Here is a 20938-nt window from a genome sequence, read left to right as displayed (position 1 = left end):
GTGACCTGATGCGTGCGCTACCCCTCTTTGTACTTGGATTGTTATTGTCTGGCCCTGCTGGGGCGACACGAATCGAGAGCCATGGCTACGCCCAGTTCGGCACGCTGAAATACCCGTCCACCTTCGATCACTTCGATTGGGCCAACCCGGCCGCCCCCAAAGGCGGCACGCTTCGGATCATGGCATCCGGCACGTTCGATACCCTCAATCCCTATACGTTGAAGGGAACCAGCCCTACCGCTACCGGCAATTTTCTGCAATACGGTGTCAGCGAGCTTAACGAGCCATTGATGGTCGGTACGGGCCAATACGACCCCTCCGGTGACGAGCCCACCTCAAGCTACGGCTTGATCGCAAAATCAGTGGAGTACGCTGACGACCGCAGTTGGGTGGTGTTCAACTTGCGCCCCGAAGCGCGCTTCAACGACGGCCAGCCCATCACTGCAGCAGACGTGGCCTTTTCCTACCGTACCCTGCTCACCCAAGGTCACCCCCAATACCGCACCAGCCTGCAAGAAGTGCAGCGGGTGGATCAACTCGGCCCTCATCGTATCCGCTTCGTGTTCAAGCGCAGCGGTAACCCCCTGCTCATCCTACGCTTGGGGGAAATGCCCGTACTGCCTCGCCACTATTGGGCGGGGCGTGATTTTCAAGCCACTACCTTTGAACCACCCCTCACGAGTGGCCCCTACCGCATTACCCAGGTAGTACCAGGGCGGCGGCTGGTGTTCGAGCGCGTCAAAAACTGGTGGGGGCAAGGTCTGGCGGTAAATAAGGGTAAGTACAACTTCAATCGTGTCGAAGTGGAGTTTTACCGGGACAGCAATGTAGCGTTCGAAGCCTTCAAGGCTGGCGAGTTTGACATCTACATCGAACACCAGGCCAAGAACTGGGCCTATGGCTATGACTTTCCGGCGGTTGCACAAGGTGGGGTGGTGAAACGCGAGATCACTCACCGCATTCCTACGCAGACCCAAGGGCTGTTCATTAATACCCGGCGTGCCCGGTTCAGCGACATCAGAGTACGCCAGGCGCTGGGCATGTTGTTCGATTTCGAGTGGGCCAACCGCGCGCTGTTCAGCGGTGCCTACAAACGGGCCAGCAGTTATTTTCCCAACACTGAATTCAGTGCCACCGCCGTGCCAACCGGCGCGGAGTGGCTACTGCTGTCGCCGTGGCGTGATCGCTTGCCAGCCGGGCTATTGACTCAACCGTTCGAGGTCGCGCGCACCGAGGGCAACGGCATCGACCGCGGCGCCCTGCGTGACGCCATGGCACTGCTCAGCGAAGCGGGATGGGCCTATGGTGATGGCCAACTACGTGACCAGGCCGGGCAACCGCTGCGGCTGGAACTGCTACTGGTGAACCCCGGCCTGGAACGCATACTGGAGCCCTACGTAGAAAACCTGCGGCGCATCGGCATCGATGCACACCTGCGCACCGTAGACCGAGCCCAGTATAAGCAGCGCCTTGATCAGTTCGACTTCGACATGATCCTGATGACCCTTTCTCAAACCCTCAGCCCTGGGCTGGAGGAGTGGCAATACTTCCATTCGAGTCAGGCCGGGATCAAAGGCAGCAAGAACTACGCAGGCATCGCCAACCCGGTGGTTGACCGGTTGCTGGAACTATTACTGGCCGCACATACCCGAACCGAACAGGCCGCCGCAGCGCGGGCCTTGGACCGTGTGCTGCTGTGGCAACACTATATGGTGCCGAACTGGTACCTTGACTACCACCGCCTGGCTTACCGTAACCGCTTCGCTTACCTGCCTACACCGCCTTATGCCCTGGCGCTGAACACCTGGTGGCTCAAGACCCTGGAGACACATCGATGACGTTTTACCCAGCCCTGGCTCGCCTGGGGTGCAGCCTGCTGCTGGTAGTGGGGTGCTTTGCCCATGCCGCCGGCGAGCATGCCATTACGCTATACGACGAGCCGCCACGTTACCCGGCGGGCTTCAATCACTTCGACTACGTGAACCCGAACGCGCCCAAAGGCGGTACCTTGCGTCAAGCTGCCATCGGCGGCTTCGATACCCTGAACCCGTTCATCAGCAAGGGCGTGCCTGCCGAGGGGCTCGAACAGATCTACGATACCCTGGCGGTGCAGGGCCTGGATGAGCCCATGACTGAGTATGGATTGGTCGCCTCACGCATTCAGAAAGCACCGGACCATACCTGGGTGCGGTTTTACTTGCGGCCCGAAGCGCGCTTCAACGACGGCCACCCCGTGCGCGCCGAGGACGTGGCATTCAGTTTCACTGCCCTTACCACCAAGGGCTCACCTTTCTATCGCAGCTACTATGCCGACGTGTCTGACGTGGTTATCGAAAACCCGCTGCAAGTGCTGTTCACGTTCAAAGGCAACGCCAACCGGGAACTGCCGTTGATTCTTGGGCAACTGCCGGTGTTGCCCAAACACGCCTGGGAAGGCCGTGATTTCGAGCGTGGCGACCTGGAGATCCCCCTGGGCAGCGGCCCATACCGCGTAGCCGAGGTGAACGCAGGCAGGTCCGTGCGCCTGGAACGGGTCAAAGACTACTGGGCCAAGGACCTACCCGTGAATCGAGGCCGGTACAACTTCGACGCCCTGGTCTACGACTATTACCGCGACTCCACCGTGGCCTTGGAAGCCCTCAAGGCGGGCCAGTTCGACTTTCGGGAAGAGATGATCGCCAAGAACTGGGCCACCGCTTACGACGTGCCTGCCGTGAAAGAAGGCCGCCTGGTGCGTGAAGAAATACCCAATGGCAGCCCCACCGGCATGCAGGGTTTTGTCTTCAACCAGCGGCGCCCTCTGTTTACGGATGTGAGGGTACGACAAGCACTGGCGTTACTGTTCGACTTCGAATGGACCAACAAGCAGCTGTTCAACGGCGCTTACAAGCGCAACACCAGCTTTTTTGAAAATTCCGAGATGGCAGCCCGTGGCGTGCCAGGGCCTGATGAGCTGAAACTGCTGGAGCCTTTACGCGGGCAAGTTCCGCCTCAGGTCTTCAGCGAAGCCTGGAGCAACCCGATCACCGATGGCAGCGGCATGATTCGCGACCAGCAACGGGAAGCCTATCGCTTGCTTCAGGCTGCAGGCTGGCGCATCGAGGGGGATCAGATGCTGGATGCCAGCGGCAAGCCTGCAGTGATCGAATTCCTCATGGTACAGCCCGATTTCGACCGGGTGCTGTTGCCCTACAAGCGCAACCTCAAGGACCTGGGCATCGACCTGGTGCTACGTCGTGTAGACACGTCACAGTACGTGAACCGGCTGCGCTCCCGCGACTTCGACATGGTCGTGGCCAGCTTCCCGCAGTCGGCTTCGCCGGGTAACGAGCAGCGCGGCTACTGGTCAAGCGCGTCGGCAGACAACGCCGGTAGCCGCAACTACATGGGCCTTAAAGACCCTGCAGTGGATACCTTGATAGAAGGCTTGGTCAACGCAGAGTCCCGCGCCAGCCTGGTTGCCCATGCCAAGGCACTGGACCGGGTACTGCTGTGGAATGCCATTCTGATCCCGAACTGGCATATCGATCGCTGGCGTGTGGCGTACTGGAACAGGTTCGCTCATCCTGCCACCCCCCCACGGTATGACATTGGCTTGAGCACTTGGTGGGCCAAGCCCGAGGCGCCTAATTGATGCTGGCCTACCTACTGCGACGCCTGTTACTGATCGTGCCAACGCTGCTGGGCATTTTGATTATCAATTTTGTAATCATCCAGGCAGCGCCCGGTGGCCCCGTGGAGCAAACCATCGCCCGGCTCGAAGGGTTCGAGGGCGCGACCAGCCGAATAGGCGGGGGAAGCGCTGAGGTCGCCGTGGCCGGGTCTAGCTACCGCGGCGCCCAAGGGCTGGACCCTGCGCTGATTGCCGAAATAGAACGCCAGTATGGGTTCGACAAGCCTGCGCCAGAGCGGCTCTGGCTGATGATCAAGAACTACGCCCGCCTGGACTTCGGCGAAAGCTTCTTCCGCGACGCCAAGGTGACCGACCTTATTCTGGAAAAAATGCCCGTGTCCATTTCACTGGGGCTCTGGAGCACGCTCATCATGTACCTGGTGTCGATCCCGCTGGGGATTGCCAAGGCCATGCGGCACGGGTCCGCGTTCGATGTGTGGACCAGCTCGGCCATCGTGGTGGGCTATGCGGTGCCGGCCTTCCTGTTCGCTATTTTACTGATCGTGCTATTCGCCGGTGGCAGTTACCTGCACTGGTTCCCGCTCAGAGGGCTGACCTCCAACGACTTTGAACAGCTCAGCCTGCTGGGCAAAGTGAAAGACTACTTCTGGCACCTGGCCCTGCCAGTGACCGCACTGGTGATTGGCAACTTCGCCACCATGACCCTGCTGACCAAGAACAGCTTTCTGGATGAGATCGGCAAACACTACGTCATCACGGCTCGGGCCAAAGGCTTGAATCAACGCCGGGTGTTGTACGGGCATGTCTTCCGCAATGCCATGTTGCTGGTCGTAGCCGGTTTCCCTTCCGCCTTCATTGGCATTTTCTTCACAGGGTCGCTGCTGATCGAGGTCATCTTCTCCCTCGACGGGCTGGGGCTCATGAGCTTTGAGGCCGCGATCAATCGCGACTACCCGGTAGTCTTCGGCACGCTGTTCATCTTTACCCTGCTGGGCCTGTTTGTGAAGTTGATCGGCGACCTGACCTACACCCTCGTAGACCCCCGTATTGACTTTGAAGGTAGGCAGCATTGATGGCCCTTTCCCCCCTCAACCGGCGAAGGCTGCAACGCTTCAAGGCACACAAGCGCGGCTGGTGGTCGCTGTGGCTGTTCAGCGCGCTGTTCATCTTGAGCCTGGGCGCTGAGCTGATTGCCAATGACAAGCCTTTGGTGATTCACCTGAACGATGCGTGGTACTTCCCGGCCTTCGAGCGCTACCCAGAGACCACCTTCGGCGGTGAGTTTCCCCTGGAGGCCAATTACAAAAGCCCTTACGTACGTGATCTGTTGGCGCGCCAGGGCGCCTGGACGCTCTGGCCGCCCATCCCCTTCAGCTATCAGAGCATCAACTATGACCTGAGGGTGCCCGCCCCTGCCCCGCCTTCCCGGCAAAACTGGTTAGGCACCGATGACCAAGGCCGGGATGTGCTGGCGCGGGTGATCTACGGCTTCCGTATCTCAGTGCTGTTCGCCATAACGCTCACTGTTCTCAGCTCCATCGTCGGCGTGATCGCTGGTGCACTTCAGGGCTTCTATGGGGGCTGGGTTGACCTGGCAGGCCAGCGTTTTCTCGAAGTGTGGTCAGGATTGCCGGTGCTCTACCTGCTGATCATATTGGCCAGCTTCGTGCAGCCGAACGTGTGGTGGCTGCTGGGGATCATGTTGCTGTTCTCATGGATGAGCCTGGTAGATTTGGTACGCGCCGAGTTCCTGCGCGGGCGCAACCTTGAATACGTCCGTGCAGCCCGTGCCCTGGGCATGAAGGACGGCCCTATCATGTTCAACCACATCTTGCCCAATGCAATGGTGTCGACCCTCACCTACCTGCCGTTCATTCTTACCGGCGCCATCGGCACCCTTACGGCCCTGGACTTCCTTGGCTTCGGGCTACCTGCCGGCTCCCCCTCTCTCGGTGAACTCGTCAGCCAGGCCAAGGCGAACCTTCAAGCCCCTTGGCTAGGCTTGAGCGCCTTTACCGTACTGGCCCTGATGTTGAGCTTGCTGGTCTTCATCGGGGAAGCGGCGCGTGATGCCTTCGACCCAAGGAAATGACATGACCCCCGACACCTTGATCCAAGTCCGCGACCTGGCGGTGGACTTTCATGCCGGCGGCCAGGTACAGCATGCGGTCAGCGGCGTGAGCTTCGACCTACGCCGGGGTGAAACCCTGGCGCTGGTCGGCGAAAGCGGCTCGGGGAAATCAGTGACTGCGCATTCGATCCTGCGATTGCTCCCCTACCCGGCAGCCCGTCACCCCAGCGGGCAGATCCACTATGCCGGACAGGATCTGCTGCAGGCGTCGGAGCGCACACTGCAATCGATTCGCGGCAACCGTATCGCCATGATCTTTCAAGAACCCATGACCTCCCTCAACCCGCTGCACAGCGTCGAAAAACAGATCGGCGAGGTGCTGGCCCTGCACAAGGGCCTGATGGGCGCCGCCGCCAGGGAGCGTACCCTGGAGTTGCTCGCCCTGGTCGGTATTCCCGAGCCGGCGCGGCGCCTGCGCGCTCTGCCTCACGAGTTGTCTGGGGGCCAGCGCCAACGGGTGATGATTGCCATGGCCCTGGCCAACGAGCCGGAGCTATTGATTGCCGACGAACCCACCACGGCACTGGATGTCACTGTGCAGCTGCGGATCCTTGAATTGCTCAAAGACCTGCAGGCACGCCTGGGCATGGCGATGCTACTGATCAGCCATGATTTGAACCTGGTGCGAAGAATTGCCCACCGTGTATGTGTCATGCAGCGCGGTTGCATCGTCGAACAGGCTGCAAGCGAGCAGTTGTTCAGCCAGCCGTCGCACCCGTACACCCGTGAGTTGCTGGCAGCCGAGCCTGCTGGCAGCCCGGTGCAAGCCCCCTTGGCCGCACCGCTGCTTGAAGTCCAGGGCCTCAAGGTAGGGTTTGCCATACGCAAGGGCCTGTTACGCCGGGTGACCGACGAGATCAAGGCAGTGGATGGGATCAGCTTCTCGCTTCGCCGGGGCCAGACCCTCGGTGTAGTAGGCGAAAGCGGGTCGGGCAAGTCGACCCTTGGGCTAGCGATCCTACGGCTGATCCATAGCCAGGGAGGTATTCGCTTCAATGGCACAGACTTGCAAGGGCTGGACAGAGCACAGGTACGGCCCTTGCGCAGGGAGTTGCAAGTGGTCTTCCAGGACCCGTTCGGTAGCCTGAGCCCACGCATGAGCGTGGGCCAGATCATTGGCGAAGGGTTGCGTATCCATGGTATAGGCACGCCTCAAACGCAAGACGCGGCTATTATCGAGGTGCTGCGTGAAGTAGGCCTGGACCCCGATACGCGCCATCGCTACCCTCACGAGTTTTCCGGTGGGCAGCGCCAGCGGGTTGCCATTGCGCGAGCATTGATTCTCCAGCCAGCACTGATCGTGCTGGATGAGCCCACCTCGGCCCTGGACCGTACCGTCCAACGGCAGGTGGTAGAGCTACTACGGGCACTTCAGGCCAAGCACGGCTTGACCTATGTATTCATCAGCCATGACCTGGCCGTGGTCAAGGCCCTAAGCCACCAGTTGGTGGTCATGAAACAGGGCCAGGTCGTTGAACAAGGGGAGGCGGCGGCGATTTTCGCCGCGCCGCAACACCCCTATACCCAACAACTGCTAGAAGCAGCCTTTTTGGCCCCCGCAGTTGTCGATTAATGAGAAGAGGAAAGAACACATGGGTTTTCTCGCCGGTAAGCGCGTACTGATCGTCGGTGTTGCAAGCAAGCTGTCCATCGCCTCGGGCATCGCGGCAGCCATGCACCGCGAAGGCGCCGAACTTGCCTTCACCTATCAGAACGAAAAGCTCAAAGGGCGCGTCGAGGAGTTTGCCAGTGGCTGGGGTTCGCGCCCTGAACTGTGCTTCCCATGCGATGTGGCCAACGATGAAGAGATTGCCAAGGTATTCGAAGCGCTGGCGCAACAATGGGACGGGCTCGACTGCATCGTGCATTCGGTAGGTTTCGCACCCGGGGACCAGCTGGACGGCGACTTCACCAGCGCCACTACCCGCGAAGGCTTCCGCATCGCGCACGACATCAGTGCCTACAGCTTTGTGGCCCTGGCCAAGGCTGGCCGCGAGCTGATGCAGGGCCGTAATGGTAGCCTGCTCACCCTCTCTTACCTGGGCGCCGAGCGCACCATGCCCAACTACAACGTGATGGGCATGGCCAAGGCCAGCCTGGAAGCGGGCGTGCGGTACCTGGCTCGCAGCCTGGGCGCTGAAGGCACTCGGGTAAACGCCATCTCTGCCGGCCCTATTCGCACCCTGGCAGCCTCGGGCATCAAGAACTTCCGCAAAATGCTGGATGCCAACGAAGCTCAGACTCCGCTACGCCGTAACGTCACCATCGACGAAGTGGGCAACGCTGGCGCGTTCCTCTGCTCCGACCTCGCCTCCGGGGTCAGCGGGGAGATCATGTACGTGGATGGCGGCTTCAACACCACCGCCATGGGCGACCTGACCGAGTAATCGGTTTGCGCTCCCGAGGCCGCTCGCATGAACGCGGCGGCCTCGAACCTACCGCTTTACCCCGCCTCAACCCTTACAAAAAAACTCACCGTTCGGCGAATCCCTGCGCCTTAATTCCCCCGATACGTTGAAAAGCCATACGGGCTGAGCAACAGGGGAATGTGATAGTGCGCCAGGCTGCCGTCCATCTCGAAAATCACCGGCACCTCGGGGAAGAAGCTGGCGGTTTTGTGGGCGGTAAACCAGTCGCCGGTCTTGAAGGTCACCCGGTAAATACCCTTTTCCAACGTTTTCCCGTCCGGGTAAAACGCCGGGATACGCCCTTGCTCGTTGGTGGCTGCCGCATTGAGCATCTCCCAGCCCTGCGCATTCTGCTTTTCCAGGGTCACGGTAACGCCGGGAGACGGCAGGCCGTCTTGTAGATTCAAGACATGGACGCTCAGCGGGTTGGCAGCGGCCAATGCCAAGGACGACAGCAGGCTCAATACAGCGCCCACGAAAAACAGTTTCAGTGTGGTCATGATGATCTCTCAGTGATTGTCAGGTAATGCGGCTGAAATGGCGGTGCGGGCACACCCCTCGTCAAATTCAGCGCCGCCAGCACCGGCCACGCCAATCGCACCGATGACCTCACCCTCGACCTGTAACGGCACGCCCCCGCCAAGCAGCAACAGCTCATCAAGGGTGTTCAGGTTTTCAGCCTCGGGCGTCGTGCGGGCACGCTCGGCCAGCAGCCCGGTGGGCGTCTTGGTCGATACCGCTGTATAGGCCTTGCGCTGGGCAGCCAGGGTGTTGTGCGGGCCTACGGTGTCGTCACGCTGCACCGTAACCAGGTTGCCGCCCCGGTCGACAACAGCCACGACCGTGGTCTTGCCCTGTGCATGGCAGGCGGCAAGGGCCGCATTGACCAAGTCATTGGCCACGGCCAAGGTGATGTCTTTACGCTGTGCGATCTGATGGGCAGGTGCTGCACTCGCAGCGGTAGCGCTCATCGCCGCCGCGAGCAGCAATAAAGTTGAGTGGGGTACACGCATGCCGTTCTCCTGGGTTGGCTTAAACATCGTTGGCCATCCTCGCCTGCGCACCCCGTCAGCAAGATTGCCCACGCATTACCTATTTGTAATGTAAAAACGCGGCCCATCGGACTAGCCTATGCCCTTGCTCGGGAGGAACGATGCGTATTCTTGTGGTTGAAGATGAGGCCAAAACTGCGGACTACCTGCACAAGGCGCTCAGTGAGTCTGGGTATGGGGTAGATGTGGCCGTGAACGGCATGGACGGCCAACACCTGGTGCAGGAGTGCGACTACGACCTGATCATTCTGGATGTCATGCTACCGGGCCTGAACGGCTGGCAACTGCTGCAGATCATTCGGCGTACACGGCAGACCCCAGTGCTGTTCCTTACCGCCCGTGATGCCATCGACGATCGCGTCAAGGGCCTGGAACTTGGCGCCGATGATTATCTTGTCAAACCCTTTTCGTATGCCGAACTGCTGGCGAGGGTACGCACGTTGCTGCGCCGTGGGCCGCCACGCGAAGTCGAGCAATTTCAGGTAGCCGATTTAAGCTTGGACTTGCTGCGGCGTAAGGTTACCCGTAATGGCCAACGCCTTACGCTCACCAATAAAGAGTTTGCATTACTGCACCTCCTGCTCAGCCGTGAAGGTGAAGTGCTCTCTCGATCATTGATTGCCTCCCACGTGTGGGACATGAACTTTGAGAGTGATACCAACGTGGTTGACGTTGCCATTCGCCGCCTGAGAGCAAAAGTCGACGACCCTTACCCCCTCAAACTCATCCATACCGTTCGCGGGATTGGCTATCTGCTGGACGTACACACGTGAACCTCATGCCCCGTACCTTGAGTAGGCGCTTGGCGGTGATGTTCGCATTGGTAAGCCTGTTGCTGATGGGCACCCTCGGGTTCTACCTGTACCACTCGTTGCAAAAAGAAATTGCCTGGCGCGATGACCAGGCGCTGCTTGGGCGGTTGGAGCGGCTGCAAGCGTTAATCACCGACAGCGACAACATCCAAGCGCTGCGTGACCGGCCCAAGCTCTATGAAAACATGCTGGGTAACCGTGACAACCTGTTGTGGGTAGTCGATGGCCAGGGGCAGGTGTTAATTGAAATCAACCCAGCGCATGTCCCCCGGCCCAGCTTGGGCGCTGCCCCCACCGCGCAACTCGCCGACAGTGACGATGGGCAGCCCGTACGCCTCGCCTGGGTAGCCTTCAACAAAAGTGACCGCCCGCTCACCCTGATCGCGGCCAAATTGCTGAACGAGCGCGAACAAATGCTGGCCGATTACCGGCTTACACTATGGCTTGCACTATGGACCGGGGCGCTTGTGGCCTTTGTGCTGGGCGGCTGGGTCAGCCAGCGCGGCTTGCGGCCGGTGCGTCAACTGGCAACCCAGGCGGCGAGCATCGACGTGCAGCGCCTGCACGTGCGGCTGGAGGGCTTCAACGAGCTACACGAGCTGCGGGTGCTTAGCCTGGCACTCAACCAGATGCTCGCGCGGCTTGAAGAAGGGTTTGCGCAACTCTCGCGCTTCTCGGAAGACCTCGCCCACGAGATGCGCACACCCCTGAGCAACCTGATGGGCCATACCCAGCAGGCGCTGAGACACGGCCGCAGCCTGGAGGAATACCAGAACCTGCTCGTGTCCAACCAAGAAGAGTACGAGCGCCTGGCGCGGATGATTGACAGCATGTTGTTCCTGGCGCGCACGGAGCAGTCGCATATTTCGATCACCCCCGAGCGGCTGGCTTTGCCGCAACTCGCTACGCAACTGTGCGATTATTTCGAAGGTGTGGCGGAAGAGCGCGGCCTTCAGCTCGTCAACACTGCTCACGGCGAGCTGGTCGCTGACCCTATTCTGGCCCGTCGAGCCCTGGCCAACCTGCTCGCCAACGCACTTCGCCATGCCACCCGCGGTAGTACGATCACCCTTACCAGCGCCGCTCAGAACGGCACGCTGGTGCTGAGCGTGCATAACCAAGGTGAGCCCATTGCGGCGGAACACCTACCCCGCCTATTCGAACGCTTCTACCGCTGCGACCCTTCACGCAACCAACCCGGTGACTCCGGCGGCCTAGGCTTGGCTATCGTCCGCTCGATCATGCACCTGCACGGCGGCGAGGTGAGTGTTGAGAGCGCTGAGGCAGGGACTCGCTTTTGTTTGGTGTTCCCATTAGTAGAACGATAGCTGGGTTTCAGAAGCTGGTGCCCTTTCAGCGATTTTCAATCAGAAATGACTGCGCGTAGCCCCTCATGAGTGCACTAAGGCTGCTATTCATTGCCTCCAGCGCGAGGTCTTGCATGTGGGGTACCTTCCTGGCATGAATTGTTTTTTGCAGCGCCTCCCATGGCAACGTTACGCTTTTGGAAGGAGACACATGGCTAAACCCCTTTGCCAGGCCAGTGAGGAACGACAACTGACTGCAATCGTTCCAATGAGGCTGCGTGATTAGATCCAGCAATTTTTGTTTATTGGCTTCACTAAGATTGGCAAATTGCTCCTCTAACGGCGCAAGCGCAGTGATAGTGTAATCTCTCAGACTTTTTTCTAATGCCAAAACATTAATAAGCTCGCCCTGCTGGCGATCGGAAAGTTTAGTAATGTTGCGACAAAGGGCACTGAGCGCATTGTATTTAGTATGTATAGGTACAATCTTACTAGCGCCCTCAACCAGGCCAATACGCTGTTCGTGGGACATGTGATGCGCTACAGGCACGAGCGCACACAGCAAGGCAGCAGAGTGATTAGCGTCCATTTTAGGTACAAGGCTTAGCAACCGCTTGATGGCATCGTTTCCCATCGCACCAACATCGTCCTTCATGGCGGCAACCACTTCAACAACGTGTTCTCCACCATCTTGAGCAGCGCTATGCCTTTCAAGCATTGCCCTAAACAGCTTACTTACCTGATCGCTTTTAAAGTACCCCACGCCCGAAGCAAGTGCACTACATGCGCCTTCATTGCTGACTGCTTTATTAAACAAATTATCCCTTTGGCAACGGCTCATGCCACTGGCACAAGAGGCCAAACGCTCTAAATCAAGGCCAGAATCCTCAGTTACTGCAAGATTATCCAATAGCTGATCAAATAGCTTCCCCTGATAATTAGGCGTCAGCTCCTGGAAATGCGGCAAGAGTTTACTCAACGCGTCCAGGTAAGCCTGTTTCCTTAGCCTAAGCCCTTCAAAAGCTGCAAGACGATGCTGAAGAGCCTTATCGTCAACTGCCACCGTAAGGTGGTACTTACCAAGAGCGCTCTCAATGTTATCAATGTCTTTCTTTTCTCGGTGCAGCAGCGTGTATGCAAGTTCCTGTCGCAGGTCGGGCTCCAATTCCGGTAGCCGCCTGGATAATTCCCCTAGTGTTATCAGCCGAGGGTTGAACTTCTGAGAATAACGGGCCCTATTGACCAACAACGTTTGGTCCGCAACGGACAGTTTATTGAGGGGAATGTTTTCAGCCAACTCTGCTACGTCCCAGTCATCACTGCGCTCCGAACACACCTGCCTAAACTGCTGCGGGTCAGGCAGGCCCATCTCACTCAAATGTGCTTTGTCCTGGTAAAGAGCGTGTATCGCTTTTCGCTGAAATGTGAACAGGCGACTTAGAATCCCATGATTGCCTACGATCTGTCCCAAGCCCGGCAGGGCATCCATGGCTGATCGCAAGTCTTGAATGCCGTTGCGCCCGTGAGCACTGCCTAATAGATGGGCCGATATCTGCTCCCACACTGTGTCGGGCAATCGACTGTAGTGTTGGCCGGTGGCGCCTGTACTGGCGTGACTGATATTCATCCGGTAGCTACCTTGAGGGGAGTTAGTGCCAACGTGTAGCGAGGGCTCCAGGCACAACCGTTAAACGCCAGGAAGTAGAGTAATACGTAAGATTACGCGATGAGTGGTGCTCACGGCCAAAAGGTTCCTTGAAGTCTGCGGCATGGCGTTCTTGTGGTGCTCCTTTTGCAACACGCATTAGTTAACGGTGTTCAAGAAATTTAGAGGCCGGCAGTGAGCCTCAGCGTCTTCATGTCACCAAACTGCAACATCCCCGTCCTGTAACTGACATAAGCCCCCCGCACAATCGCCGTCAATGAGATCGATCTCACAAAAGGCGACCATGACGGACTTAAAAGCAGTAGCCCACTTGGCAGGTGTATCCCGTGCAACGGCAGCGCGTGCGTTCGCCTCGCCTGACCTGGTGCGCGAGGCCACGCGTGAGCAGGTGTTCGCCGCGGCGCGTGCCTTGAGCTTCCGGCCCAACCGTATCGGCCGGCAATTGCGCCAGCAAGCTACGCGGTTACTGGGCGTGGTGGTGCCTAACCTGCTCAACCCGGTATTCGCTGAGCAGTTTCAGGCGATGGAGCGTGCAGCGCGGGCGCAGGGCTACAACCTGCTGTTGGCCACCACTGACTACAACAGCGAACGCGAAGCCGAGGTGGTGGAAGACCTGCTACGTCAGCGGGTAGATGGCCTGGCATTAACGGTTACCGATGCGCACGGCAACGCCCTGCTTGAAGCCTTGAGCCGTGAAGCTACCCCATTCGTGCTCGCCTATCACCAACCGCAACGCGCCGATTTCAGCGCGGTATCGGTCGACAACCGTGCCGGCATGGCCCTCGCTACCGAACACCTGGTGCAGCACGGTCATCGCCGAATCGGCATGGTTGCAGGCCCCGCCCTGCAATCGGACCGCTCGCGCCTGCGTTACCTAGGCTATTGCGATGCCCTGCGCACTCACGGGTTACCCAGCGTGCCGGTCATCGAAATGCCCGCCCACACGCAAGCCAAGCTGGAGGCACTACTGCCCCACCTCCAAGGCCCGAATGCGCTCACTGCCTTGGTGTGCTCTAACGACCTCTTGGCTATTAGCGTGATTGCAGCACTGCGCCGTAGCGGGCGCCAGGTGCCTCAACACCTGTCGGTGATTGGGTTCGATGGAATTGCTTTGGGCGCACAGATTCACCCTTCCCTGTGTTCGGTGGTGCAACCCATCGAAGCCTTGGCGTGCGCCGTGATCCAGCAGTTGCTGGCCCAGATCGGTGGCGCCGCACCCTCCTCTGTTTGCTTGCCCTGCCACATCCGCCCTGGCGAAAGCATCGCCACCACCTGGAGCACCTCCTGATGAAAAGGTCCGCAATTACCCTGGCTGCTGTCGTACTGCTGGGCATCGCCCGCCTGGCCCCGGCCGCCGAAACGGCCATCTGCTACAACTGCCCGCCCGAATGGGCCGACTGGGGCACGCAACTGCAAGCCATTGCCGCCGATACCGGGGTGCAGGTGCCGCTGGACAACAAAAACTCCGGGCAGGCCTTGGCGCAGCTGGTCGCCGAGCAGGCCGCGCCCATGGACGACGTGGTCTATTACGGCGTGACCTTTGGCCTGCAGGCACAGAAGGCGGGTGTGCTCGACACCTATAAGCCCAAAGGCTGGGACGACATCCCCGCTGGGCTCAAAGACCCTGAAGGGCATTGGTTCGCCATCCACTCCGGCACCCTCGGCCTGATGGTGAACGTGGATGCCTTGGGCGGCAAACCCGTCCCTCAAGGCTGGGCAGACCTGCTCAAGCCAGAGTACGAAGGCATGGTGGGCTACCTAGACCCCTCCAGCGCGTTCGTAGGCTACGTTACTGCCGTGGCAATCAACCGGGCCATGGGCGGCAGCCTGGATAACTTCGAGCCAGCGCTGGCGTATTTCCGCAAGCTGGCGAAGAACTCACCCATCGTGCCTAAGCAAACCGCGTATGCACGGGTGTTGTCCGGGGAGCTACCGATCCTGGTGGACTACGACTTCAATGCCTACCGGGCACGTTACAAAGACAAGGCCAATGTGGCCTTTGTGATCCCGAGCGAAGGCACGGTATCCGTGCCCTACGTCATGAGCCTGGCCAAAAACGCCCCCCACCGCGCCAACGGCGAGAAGGTGCTGGACTACGTGCTGTCCGATAAAGGCCAGGCGCTGTGGGCCAATGCGTACCTGCGCCCGGTCCGCCCCGTGAAGATGCCCGATGAGGTTGCCGCGCACTTCCTGCCAGCGGCCGACTATGCACGCGCCGGCACAGTTGATTACGCGCAAATGGCTGCGGCTCAGGAAGCGTTCAGCGCTCAATACGCACGCGAGGTTAAATGATGGCCACGCTGGCACGGCCAGGCCTTGCCCAGGCCCGCCAGCGCTGGCGGTTGCCACCACCGGTAACCCTGGCGCTGGTGCCCGCCCTCGCGGTATTGGTCGCGTTCTGGATATTGCCGCTGGTGCAGCTGGTTGGGCTTGGCGCCCAGCATCGAGACACCCAGGGCAGCGCATATTGGCAGGTAGTGAGCAGCGCGCATTACATGGGAAGCCTGGCACAAACCTGTACGCTCGCCCTTAGCGTCACGGCGGTCGCCTTGCTGATTGGTGCAGTGGTGGGTTGCTTCCTGGCACGCCAGCGTTTTTGGGGGCGTTCGACCCTAGTGGCGCTGCTTACCTTTCCGCTGGCCTTTCCAGGCGTGGTGGTGGGCTTTCTGGTCATCCTGCTGGGTGGGCGCCAAGGGTTGGCAGCCAGCGTGGGGCTAAGCTTGTTCGGCCAGCGCTGGGTGTTTGCCTACTCGTTGATCGGGCTGTTCATCGGCTACCTGTATTTCTCCATCCCCCGGGTGATTCTGACCGTCATGGCGGCCTGCGAGACCTTGGACCCTAGCCTCGAAGAGGCCGCACGCTCACTGGGCGCACGCCCCTGGCGTGTAGTGCTGGACGTGATCGTGCCCGGGCTGGCGCCCGCGCTGGTGTCCTGTGGGGCGATCTGCTTTGCAACCGCCATGGGAGCGTTCGGCACTGCCTTTACCTTAGGCACTCAACTGAACGTGACGCCGGTAGCGATCTACAACACCTTTACCAATTACGCCAATTTCGCCATGGCAGCAGCGTTGTCCGTGTTGCTAGGTGCAATCACCTGGGCAGCGCTGCTTCTGGCTCGGCGCCTGATTCGGCAAACGGGGGCTACGTTATGAAGCGCAGTATCGGCTTTTATGGGCAGTTAGCTTTCGTGCTGGTGGTGTGTGCCTTCATGCTGGTGCCCGTATTAATGTCGCTGCTGGCAGGGCTGACCCGTAATTATTTTCAGGGCGCCCTGGCCAGTGGCCTAACCCTGGACTGGCTCAAGCAGGTGTGGGCGGCCTATTCGAATACCATCTGGCTGTCCCTGGAGTTAGCGATCGCGTGCGCCGCCTGCGTGGTGGTGATCGGGGTACCGGCCGCGTATGCACTGGTGCGCCTGGATAACCGGTTTAGCCGCGCGTTCGAGGAGTTGATGGTCTTGCCTGTGGCGATGCCAGGGCTCGCCAGCGCACTGGCGCTATTGCTGACCTACGGGCAATTTGGTGCATTCCGGGGTAGCTGGCTGTTCATTCTGGTGGGCCATGTGATCTTCACCTTGCCGTTTCTCGTGCGCCCGGTGATGGCGGTCATGCAACGCCAGCACCTGCCACTGCTCGAGGAGGCGGCAGCCAGCCTCGGTGCGGGCCCTGTGAGGCGCTTCTTTACCGTGGTGGTGCCTAACAGCCGCGCCGGAATACTCGCCGGCATGTTGATGGTAATCACCCTGTCCCTGGGTGAATTCAACCTCACCTGGATGCTCCACACGCCCATGACCAAAACCCTGCCAGTGGGCCTGGCTGACAGCTATGCCTCAGCCAGGCTTGAAGTGGCCAGCGCCTACACGCTTATTTTCCTGCTGTTGATCGTTCCACTGCTGATCGTCCTTCAAGCCATCAGCCACCATCTCGCACGTGGAGACCGCCCATGACTGGCACCACCATTCGTCTGCAAGGCTGTCGCAAGACCTTCAGCAACGGCACTGTAGCCCTGCACGATCTGGATTTGCACATTTACCCAGGCGAAACCCTGGCGATACTAGGCCCCTCAGGCTGCGGCAAGACCACCACCCTGCGCCTGATCGCCGGCCTTGAGCACCCTGACGCCGGGCGTGTGCTGTTTGACGACCAGGACGTTACGGCCCTCCCCATCGAGCGGCGCGACGTGGGCATGGTGTTCCAAAGTTATGCACTGTTCCCCAACCTCGACGTGGCCGGCAACATCGCGTACGGGCTCAAGATCCGAGGCCTGTCCAAGGCAAAGCGAGCCGTGCGCTGCGCAGAGCTATTGGAACTGGTAGGCCTGCAGGACCACGGTAAGCGGGCCGTGCACGAGCTCTCGGGCGGGCAACGTCAGCGCGTAGCGCTCGCACGCGCCCTCGCACCCCGCCCTCGGGTGCTCTTGCTTGACGAGCCCTTGGCAGCCTTGGATGCCCAACTGCGTGAGCGCTTGCGCAGTGAGCTGGATCAACTCCTGCGGCATTTGGGGATCACCGCCGTGTTCGTGACCCATGATCAGGGCGAGGCCATGGCGCTAGGGCACCGTATTCTGGTGATGGAGCAAGGCCGTGCGACACAACTGGCCAGCCCGCAGACAATCTACCAGCAGCCAGCCAATGCGTTCGTGGCCGGCTTTGTGGGCAACCTCAATGCGTTCCCTGTGGTAGGCATTGGCGCAAACGGGGCCAAAGTCCACGGCGGGGAGCTGCCTTGGCCTGCAGCCAACGTCCCCGATACCTTGTACTGCCGCCCGGAGCACCTTCGGGTTGCACAGGGTGAAGGCCACCTCCACGGGCACCTGGTGGCCCAGTTTTTCCAGGGTGCTCATAGCCGTCTGATGGTGGAGGTAGGCGGCCTGCAGCCGTTGCTGGTGGATTGCGAGACCTTCGGTACCCACAGCGTGGGTGACACGATTGCACTCACTATTGCGCCGCATCATCTGTTCCGCCTGCAACAGGTTGACAGACACAGCGAGGGCACGCGATGAACTGCTCTTTCCTCATTGCTCAGATTAGCGACCCTCACCTCAAGGCAGGCGGCAAGTTCAGCTACGGGGTCGTAGATACACTGGGCGCGCTGAAACAGATCGTGGCACACCTCAATGGCTGCGTGCCCCGGCCAAATGTGGTTGTGATCAGCGGCGACCTTGTGGACTTCGGCAAGGCCGAGGAGTACGCCGTGCTGGCGCCGGTACTGGGCGAACTGGCCATGCCGTTTTACCTGGTGCCAGGCAACCATGATGACCGTAAGGCGCTGGTGGCGGCCTTTACTCCCCACCCGTGCCTGCCGGTGGATATTGACGCCCACACCCTGGATTGGGTCGAGGATGCCTGGCCGGTGCGGTTGATTGGGCTGGACTCGACGATACCCGGCGCCCATGGCGGCGGCCTCACAGACCGCCAACTGGCCTGGCTGGATCAACGTCTGACTGAGCAACCCCACACCCCGACGTTGCTGGTGCTGCACCACCCACCCTTTATTACCGGTATCGGCCACATGGACCGCGAGCCGTTCGCTAACGCCGCAGCGTTTGAAGCACTGGTTCGCCGACATACCCACGTTGAGCGGCTGTTGTGTGGCCACCTGCATCGCCCTATCCAGAAGCGCTTTGGCGGAACGCTGATCAATGTGTGCCCTGGAACCTCTCACCAGATTGTATTAGACCTGCGCCAGGACGCCCCTGCCCATTTCACTCTGGAGCCGCCGGGCTACCTGATACACCGCTGGCATCCCGCCGAAGGCCTGGTGACCCACCAGGGCCTGCTCGGCGACTACCCAGGGCCCTACCCTTTCTATGACGCTGACGGTTTGATTGATTGAGCCTGCTGTCGCACGCTCTCGTAGCCTTTGCCAAAAAAAAGGTCGCCGAGGCGACCTTTCTTCTATGAGGCGCTATCAGTAGCGCTTCACCTCTGCCTTATCTTCCAATGCTTTACGGTATGCGGCGAAGTCCATCTGGCCCTGGCGTGAGGCCAACGCGCGACGGTAGGTCGCTTTTTCTTCTTCCGTTGGAGCTACGCCGTCGTTTACGCCATTGAGCCGCAATACCACGAAGCTACCGTCACGCAGCGCAACACTGGCAACGCTAGGCTGCCCTTTGTCGCTAGGCCTAGGCATACGGAACACAGTATTGAGCACAGCGGCATCCAGGCCTTCCTGGTTGCGGCTGGCGGCCTCTATGGTTTTCCAGGTTTCGCTGCCTTGTTTGCCAGCCGGGGCGGCCTTGCCATCACGCAGGCTTGCCACCAGGGCATCGCCTTTGGCCTTGGCTGCTTCGGCAGCGCGCTCGCGGGCCAGCTCTTTACGAATCGGATCAGCCACAGCGTCCAGCGCCAGTTGAGCAGGCTTACGGTGCTCTTTGGCACGGACCACCACCATGGTGTCTGGATCAAGCTCCAAGGCGCTGCTATTGGCCCCCTCTTCAAGCACTTCCTGGCTAAAGGCTGCCTGAATGACCGCACGGTTGGCAGTAATGCCCTCGCTACCACCGTCACGGCCAAACGGCTGAGACGTCTGTACCTTCAAGCCCAGGTCGCTGGCAGGCTGCGCCAGGTCAGAGGCTTCGAAGGCAGCATCTTCCAGTTTCTTGGTCGCTTCTACATAGCGCTGCTCTACCTGCTGGACCTTCAGTTCGCGGGTGAGCTTGTCTTTGAGGCTGGCGAAGGTTGGCACCTTTGGCGCCTGCACGCCTAACAGCTTGATCAGGTGATAGCCGAACTGCGTACGCACCGGCGCTGACACCTCGTCAGGCTTGAGCGCATACAATGCACTTTCGAAAGCCTCGTCGTATACGCCTTTGCCTGCGTAACCCAGATCGCCGCCGTTGCTGGCCGAACCAGGGTCTTGCGAGGTTTCCTTGGCCACCTTGGCGAAGTCTTCGCCTTTGCCTACCCGCTGCTGGATTTCGAGAATCCGCGCCTTGGCCTGGGCATCGGTCACCTTGTCATTGACCTCCACCAGAATGTGAGCGGCGCGGCGCTGTTCTGCCAGGTTGGAGATTTCTTTCTGGTACTGAGCCTGAAGGTCTTCATCGCTCACCGTCACTTGGTCGAAGAACGTGGATTTTTTCAATTCCACGTAATCAATCACGACCTGATCCGGGCTCATGAATTCTTTGGCGTGGGCGTCGTAGTACGCCTTGACGTCCGCTTCGCTGACCTTGATCGCGCTTGCATCGGCCTTGAACGTAAGGCTGGCGAAATCACGGGTTTGCTTGTTCAAGCGCGCATACGCCGCAACGGCATCTTCGGTGACGAAGCTGCTGGCGGCCAGCCCTGCCCTGAGCTGGGAAATCAGCATTTCTTCTGCAAGCATTTGGCGGAACTGGAGACGCGAGAAGCCTAACTGGCGAATGAACTGGTCGAAGCGCTCGGCACTGAACTGCCCATCCTGCTGGAACTCGGGCATTTGCAAGATAACCTGGTCCACTGCAGTCTCAGTGAAGGTAAATCCGGAGTCGTGTGCGCCCTGAAGCAGCAGCTTGCGCTCGATCAGCCCTTTGAGGGCAGCTTCGCGCAGCATTTTGTCGTCCAGCAGCGAGGGGTCGAACTCCCGGCCCAACTGCTGCATCAACTGCCTGCGCTGCATGTCGGAGGCTTGCGCCAGCTCCGCCTGCGTGATGGTGTCACCGTTTACCTTGGCGGCGTCCTGGCTATGACTGGTGGCGCGGAAGATCGCGTCAAAGCCAGTCAGTGCCATGAGCACGACAATGACACCAATAATGGTCTTGGCAATCCAGCCTTGTGAATTGTCCCTGATGTTTTGAAGCATGCTTCCCCCAGCAACGGCCAGCTACACCCCTGACCGCCCAGAACCCCATATGAAAAAGGCGCATCCGAGGATGCGCCTTCTCGTCACTTACAGCACAGCATCACGCAAGCGGTTTAGTCAGCACCCTCTGATGATGGCACCAAC

Annotated in this window: 18 protein-coding genes; 14 read left to right on the top strand and 4 right to left on the bottom strand. The window is 59.8% G+C overall.

Translation table 11 applies throughout. The annotated features are described in order from the left end of the window. The first annotated feature begins 8 nt into the window (after positions 1–8). From AC4LE2_RS06780 to fabI, 6 genes are read left to right on the top strand one after another with little or no spacing between them, the layout of a single operon-like run. On the top strand, positions 9–1838 hold the full coding sequence (locus AC4LE2_RS06780) for an extracellular solute-binding protein (protein ID WP_491825025.1): 1830 nt from the start codon (positions 9–11) through the stop codon (positions 1836–1838). Next, the gene (locus tag AC4LE2_RS06775; protein WP_491825024.1) at positions 1835–3634 is read left to right on the top strand and encodes an extracellular solute-binding protein; all 1800 of its coding nucleotides are present in this window, start codon (positions 1835–1837) and stop codon (positions 3632–3634) included. The genes AC4LE2_RS06780 and AC4LE2_RS06775 overlap by 4 nt, the downstream gene beginning before the upstream one ends. Continuing rightward, positions 3634–4707 (top strand): microcin C ABC transporter permease YejB, encoded by a 1074-nt coding sequence (locus tag AC4LE2_RS06770; RefSeq protein WP_491825023.1) that lies wholly within the window; start codon positions 3634–3636, stop codon positions 4705–4707. The genes AC4LE2_RS06775 and AC4LE2_RS06770 overlap by 1 nt, the downstream gene beginning before the upstream one ends. Then, positions 4707–5726, top strand: coding sequence for an ABC transporter permease (locus AC4LE2_RS06765; protein WP_491825022.1), 1020 nt, complete (start codon positions 4707–4709; stop codon positions 5724–5726). Before AC4LE2_RS06770 ends, AC4LE2_RS06765 begins: the two co-directional genes overlap by 1 nt. 1 nt (position 5727) lies before the next feature. Continuing rightward, on the top strand, positions 5728–7338 hold the full coding sequence (locus tag AC4LE2_RS06760; RefSeq protein WP_491825021.1) for an ABC transporter ATP-binding protein: 1611 nt from the start codon (positions 5728–5730) through the stop codon (positions 7336–7338). A 19-nt stretch (positions 7339–7357) separates the two neighbouring features. Continuing rightward, positions 7358–8152 (top strand): enoyl-ACP reductase FabI, encoded by a 795-nt coding sequence (fabI, locus tag AC4LE2_RS06755; protein ID WP_491825020.1) that lies wholly within the window; start codon positions 7358–7360, stop codon positions 8150–8152. Positions 8153–8262: 110 nt separating this feature from the next. On the opposite strand, the gene uraH is transcribed toward fabI, so the two are convergent. Both uraH and AC4LE2_RS06745 read right to left on the bottom strand, forming a co-directional pair. After that, complete coding sequence (uraH, locus tag AC4LE2_RS06750; RefSeq protein WP_491825019.1) at positions 8263–8673, bottom strand: hydroxyisourate hydrolase; 411 nt, start codon at positions 8671–8673, stop codon at positions 8263–8265. Between the two features lie 9 nt (positions 8674–8682). Then, positions 8683–9186 (bottom strand): GlcG/HbpS family heme-binding protein, encoded by a 504-nt coding sequence (locus AC4LE2_RS06745; RefSeq protein WP_491825018.1) that lies wholly within the window; start codon positions 9184–9186, stop codon positions 8683–8685. 140 nt (positions 9187–9326) lie between these two features. Between AC4LE2_RS06745 and AC4LE2_RS06740 the strand changes: the two genes are divergently transcribed. Then, positions 9327–9998, top strand: a complete 672-nt coding sequence (locus AC4LE2_RS06740; RefSeq protein WP_491825017.1) for a heavy metal response regulator transcription factor — start codon at positions 9327–9329, stop codon at positions 9996–9998. Beyond that, positions 9995–11365 (top strand): heavy metal sensor histidine kinase, encoded by a 1371-nt coding sequence (locus AC4LE2_RS06735; RefSeq protein ID WP_491825016.1) that lies wholly within the window; start codon positions 9995–9997, stop codon positions 11363–11365. Before AC4LE2_RS06740 ends, AC4LE2_RS06735 begins: the two co-directional genes overlap by 4 nt. Positions 11366–11390: 25 nt before the next feature. Here the strand turns inward: AC4LE2_RS06735 and AC4LE2_RS06730 are convergent, their stop codons facing one another. Continuing rightward, positions 11391–12971 carry a hypothetical protein gene (locus AC4LE2_RS06730; RefSeq protein WP_491825015.1) on the bottom strand — a complete coding sequence of 527 codons (1581 nt, stop codon included), beginning with the start codon at positions 12969–12971 and terminating at the stop codon, positions 11391–11393. Positions 12972–13293: 322 nt separating this feature from the next. Between AC4LE2_RS06730 and AC4LE2_RS06725 the strand changes: the two genes are divergently transcribed. Genes AC4LE2_RS06725 through AC4LE2_RS06700 form a run of 6 tightly spaced genes read left to right on the top strand, consistent with a single transcriptional unit; the run spans position 13294 to position 18844 of the window. Continuing rightward, positions 13294–14298 (top strand): substrate-binding domain-containing protein, encoded by a 1005-nt coding sequence (locus tag AC4LE2_RS06725; protein ID WP_491825014.1) that lies wholly within the window; start codon positions 13294–13296, stop codon positions 14296–14298. Then, the gene (locus tag AC4LE2_RS06720; RefSeq protein ID WP_491825013.1) at positions 14298–15302 is read left to right on the top strand and encodes an ABC transporter substrate-binding protein; all 1005 of its coding nucleotides are present in this window, start codon (positions 14298–14300) and stop codon (positions 15300–15302) included. Before AC4LE2_RS06725 ends, AC4LE2_RS06720 begins: the two co-directional genes overlap by 1 nt. Next, positions 15299–16162 carry an ABC transporter permease gene (locus AC4LE2_RS06715; RefSeq protein WP_491825012.1) on the top strand — a complete coding sequence of 288 codons (864 nt, stop codon included), beginning with the start codon at positions 15299–15301 and terminating at the stop codon, positions 16160–16162. The genes AC4LE2_RS06720 and AC4LE2_RS06715 overlap by 4 nt, the downstream gene beginning before the upstream one ends. Beyond that, positions 16159–16956, top strand: coding sequence for an ABC transporter permease (locus AC4LE2_RS06710; protein ID WP_491825011.1), 798 nt, complete (start codon positions 16159–16161; stop codon positions 16954–16956). The genes AC4LE2_RS06715 and AC4LE2_RS06710 overlap by 4 nt, the downstream gene beginning before the upstream one ends. Continuing rightward, positions 16953–18011: an ABC transporter ATP-binding protein gene (locus tag AC4LE2_RS06705; RefSeq protein ID WP_491825010.1), complete on the top strand. Its 1059-nt coding sequence runs from the start codon at positions 16953–16955 to the stop codon at positions 18009–18011. The genes AC4LE2_RS06710 and AC4LE2_RS06705 overlap by 4 nt, the downstream gene beginning before the upstream one ends. Next, complete coding sequence (locus AC4LE2_RS06700; protein ID WP_491825009.1) at positions 18008–18844, top strand: phosphodiesterase; 837 nt, start codon at positions 18008–18010, stop codon at positions 18842–18844. Before AC4LE2_RS06705 ends, AC4LE2_RS06700 begins: the two co-directional genes overlap by 4 nt. A 75-nt stretch (positions 18845–18919) precedes the next feature. On the opposite strand, the gene AC4LE2_RS06695 is transcribed toward AC4LE2_RS06700, so the two are convergent. Continuing rightward, the gene (locus AC4LE2_RS06695; RefSeq protein ID WP_491825008.1) at positions 18920–20794 is read right to left on the bottom strand and encodes a SurA N-terminal domain-containing protein; all 1875 of its coding nucleotides are present in this window, start codon (positions 20792–20794) and stop codon (positions 18920–18922) included. Positions 20795–20938: the final 144 nt, after the last annotated feature.

Source organism: Pseudomonas sp. 9.3L (assembly GCF_058536285.1).
This window is presented reverse-complemented; position numbering and strand designations above follow the sequence as displayed.

Excerpts from the sequence above, each read along its gene's own strand:
- AC4LE2_RS06780 (WP_491825025.1), top strand. The coding sequence starts at position 9 with ATGCGTGCGCTACCCCTCTTTGTACTTGGATTGTTATTGTCTGGCCCT.
- AC4LE2_RS06775 (WP_491825024.1), top strand. The coding sequence starts at position 1,835 with ATGACGTTTTACCCAGCCCTGGCTCGCCTGGGGTGCAGCCTGCTGCTG.
- AC4LE2_RS06770 (WP_491825023.1), top strand. The coding sequence starts at position 3,634 with ATGCTGGCCTACCTACTGCGACGCCTGTTACTGATCGTGCCAACGCTG.
- AC4LE2_RS06765 (WP_491825022.1), top strand. The coding sequence starts at position 4,707 with ATGGCCCTTTCCCCCCTCAACCGGCGAAGGCTGCAACGCTTCAAGGCA.
- AC4LE2_RS06760 (WP_491825021.1), top strand. The coding sequence starts at position 5,728 with ATGACCCCCGACACCTTGATCCAAGTCCGCGACCTGGCGGTGGACTTT.
- fabI (WP_491825020.1), top strand. The coding sequence starts at position 7,358 with ATGGGTTTTCTCGCCGGTAAGCGCGTACTGATCGTCGGTGTTGCAAGC.
- uraH (WP_491825019.1), bottom strand. The coding sequence starts at position 8,673 with ATGACCACACTGAAACTGTTTTTCGTGGGCGCTGTATTGAGCCTGCTG.
- AC4LE2_RS06745 (WP_491825018.1), bottom strand. The coding sequence starts at position 9,186 with ATGCGTGTACCCCACTCAACTTTATTGCTGCTCGCGGCGGCGATGAGC.
- AC4LE2_RS06740 (WP_491825017.1), top strand. The coding sequence starts at position 9,327 with ATGCGTATTCTTGTGGTTGAAGATGAGGCCAAAACTGCGGACTACCTG.
- AC4LE2_RS06730 (WP_491825015.1), bottom strand. The coding sequence starts at position 12,971 with ATGAATATCAGTCACGCCAGTACAGGCGCCACCGGCCAACACTACAGT.
- AC4LE2_RS06725 (WP_491825014.1), top strand. The coding sequence starts at position 13,294 with ATGACGGACTTAAAAGCAGTAGCCCACTTGGCAGGTGTATCCCGTGCA.
- AC4LE2_RS06720 (WP_491825013.1), top strand. The coding sequence starts at position 14,298 with ATGAAAAGGTCCGCAATTACCCTGGCTGCTGTCGTACTGCTGGGCATC.
- AC4LE2_RS06715 (WP_491825012.1), top strand. The coding sequence starts at position 15,299 with ATGATGGCCACGCTGGCACGGCCAGGCCTTGCCCAGGCCCGCCAGCGC.
- AC4LE2_RS06710 (WP_491825011.1), top strand. The coding sequence starts at position 16,159 with ATGAAGCGCAGTATCGGCTTTTATGGGCAGTTAGCTTTCGTGCTGGTG.
- AC4LE2_RS06705 (WP_491825010.1), top strand. The coding sequence starts at position 16,953 with ATGACTGGCACCACCATTCGTCTGCAAGGCTGTCGCAAGACCTTCAGC.
- AC4LE2_RS06700 (WP_491825009.1), top strand. The coding sequence starts at position 18,008 with ATGAACTGCTCTTTCCTCATTGCTCAGATTAGCGACCCTCACCTCAAG.
- AC4LE2_RS06695 (WP_491825008.1), bottom strand. The coding sequence starts at position 20,794 with ATGCTTCAAAACATCAGGGACAATTCACAAGGCTGGATTGCCAAGACC.